Raw genomic sequence first — 2,010 nt, 5'->3', positions numbered from 1 at the left:
CGCCTCGCTAGCCGCGCCGGCCGATAGCGGTTTGGAGTACAGATACCCTTGCGTGGCCGCACAACCAATGGCGATGAGCGCGTCCGCCTGATCGTTGGTTTCGACGCCCTCGGCGATGATATTGAGCCCCAGTGCTTTACCCAAGCCCATGATCAGGTCGACGATCGCATAGGTGCTTTTGCGCGTACAGATTTCGTCGATGAAGGACTTGTCGATCTTGATCGTATCGATGGGGTAGCGGCTGATATAGCTGAGCGACGAAAAACCCGTTCCAAAATCATCAAGGGCTATGCGGACACCAGACTGCCGAACCGCGGCGATGATCCCGGCAATCTGCGGCGAGGGATGCAGGAAGATGCCTTCGGTGATCTCCAGCTCCAAACATTGCGGTGGCAGATCGCATGATGCCAGAACCGCCGCTAAATCGTCCAGAAAACCAGGGTTGACGAACTCCGCGGCAGACGTGTTAACGCTCATCCTGAGCGTTGATCGGCCTTGCAGAACGTGCCACTTCTTCAGCTGCGTACACGCCTCGATCATGACCCTGCGGTCGATCTCGCGGATAAGCCCGATCTCCTCTGCCACAGGTATGAATTCCGCCGGTGCGATCGACCCGAGCCGGGGGTGGTCCCAGCGAAGCAGCGCTTCGAAGCTGGAAATCTCGCCCGTCGTGGGATCGACAATGGGCTGATACGCGAGATGAAAATCGCCTTGCTGCACCGCCAGGCGCAAATCTGTCTGCAGGGCAAGGCGAGCAACCGCCATCTCATGCATGGAGGGGTCGAAGATGGCATAGTCACCATGCCCCGCACGCTTCGCCTCGTACATCGCGATATCGGCATCGCGGATCAGGTCGTCCGGCGAGGTATCGCGGCCTAGAGACCGCGAGATCCCGATACTGACCGAGGGGAAAACGCTTTGGTGGGAAAGCTGAAGCGGGGTTCGCATCGCCGCGAGAACGCGTTCGGCCACTTCGACGGCCGTTGCCAATCCGGCTGAATCCTCGATCAGGATGGCAAACTCGTCACCGCCGATCCGGGCAAGGGTATCGTGCGGCCTGACGCTGCGTTTCAAGCGCTGGGCAACCTCGCGCAGCAGTGCGTCGCCGTGAACATGGCCGAGGCTGTCATTTACGATCTTGAAACGGTCCAGATCCAGGAAAAGGATAGCGCAGGTCTGCCCGCTGTGCTCGGTCTCGCGGTCAAGGGCTGCCTGAAGCTGGTTCATGAAGTACGCACGGTTGCGCAACCGCGTCAGGCCGTCATGGAACGCCGTATAGAGCAACTCCGCCTCGACACGCTTTCGCTCGACGATCTCGCTTGCCAGGGCGGCATTCTGCCCTTCGGCGACGCGCACGCGGATCGCTAGCTCCTCTGCATTTTTTCGTTCGGAAATGTCGCGCTGCACCGAAACCCAGTGGGTATACCAGCCCTTCTCGTTGGCGACAGGGACGATGCTGAGTTCGACCCAGAACGTGCTACCGTCCTTACGGTAGTTGACCAGTTCGACCTCGATCGGCTGCCAGTTTTCGAGAGCGTATCGCAACTCTGCGCGGGTAACGGGATCGGTGTCAGGCCCCTGCAAGATACGAGGGGTCTGACCGATAACCTCTGCCGGCAGATATCCGGTCGCGAGCGTGAAAGCCGCGTTGCAGTAGAGAATGCGCGGGCCGGGCAGATCGACGGGTTCTGCCTCGGTTATAATGATGGAATCGCGCGCATGTACGGCAACAGATTCGAGCAAACGGAGCCGCTCGATATCGAAGCCGCAGCCGCTTGGGTCGCTCGCAACGGCCCCTTTACGCTGAAGCTGCAGATTAAGAATGGTCGATAGATGCGCGGCGTGCGCCCGGACGGTATAGACCTGGGCGGGGCTGAGGTCCTTGCGCTGCCGTTTGTCCACCAGGATCAGATAGGTCGGAACGTCCCTGACAAGCGAGACTAGCGCAGCGAAGCGAATATTGCCGCCCTCGGGTCCAGAGAACCCGACGATCGCGGTTGGAGGCAAGCC

1 protein-coding gene is annotated in these 2,010 nt (G+C 60.0%); it reads right to left on the bottom strand.

Translation table 11 applies throughout. From position 1 onward, the window contains the following. Nucleotides 1-2,010: putative bifunctional diguanylate cyclase/phosphodiesterase (locus U1707_RS18965; RefSeq protein WP_332801618.1), on the bottom strand; the 2,010-nt coding region annotated here is incomplete at both ends.

The sequence above is a fragment of the Sphingomonas sandaracina genome (assembly GCF_036663695.1).
In the GTDB taxonomy this organism is placed as follows: Bacteria; Pseudomonadota; Alphaproteobacteria; order Sphingomonadales; family Sphingomonadaceae; genus Sphingomonas.
Note: the sequence above shows the minus strand (reverse complement) of the source record. Positions and strands in the feature narration are given on the sequence as shown.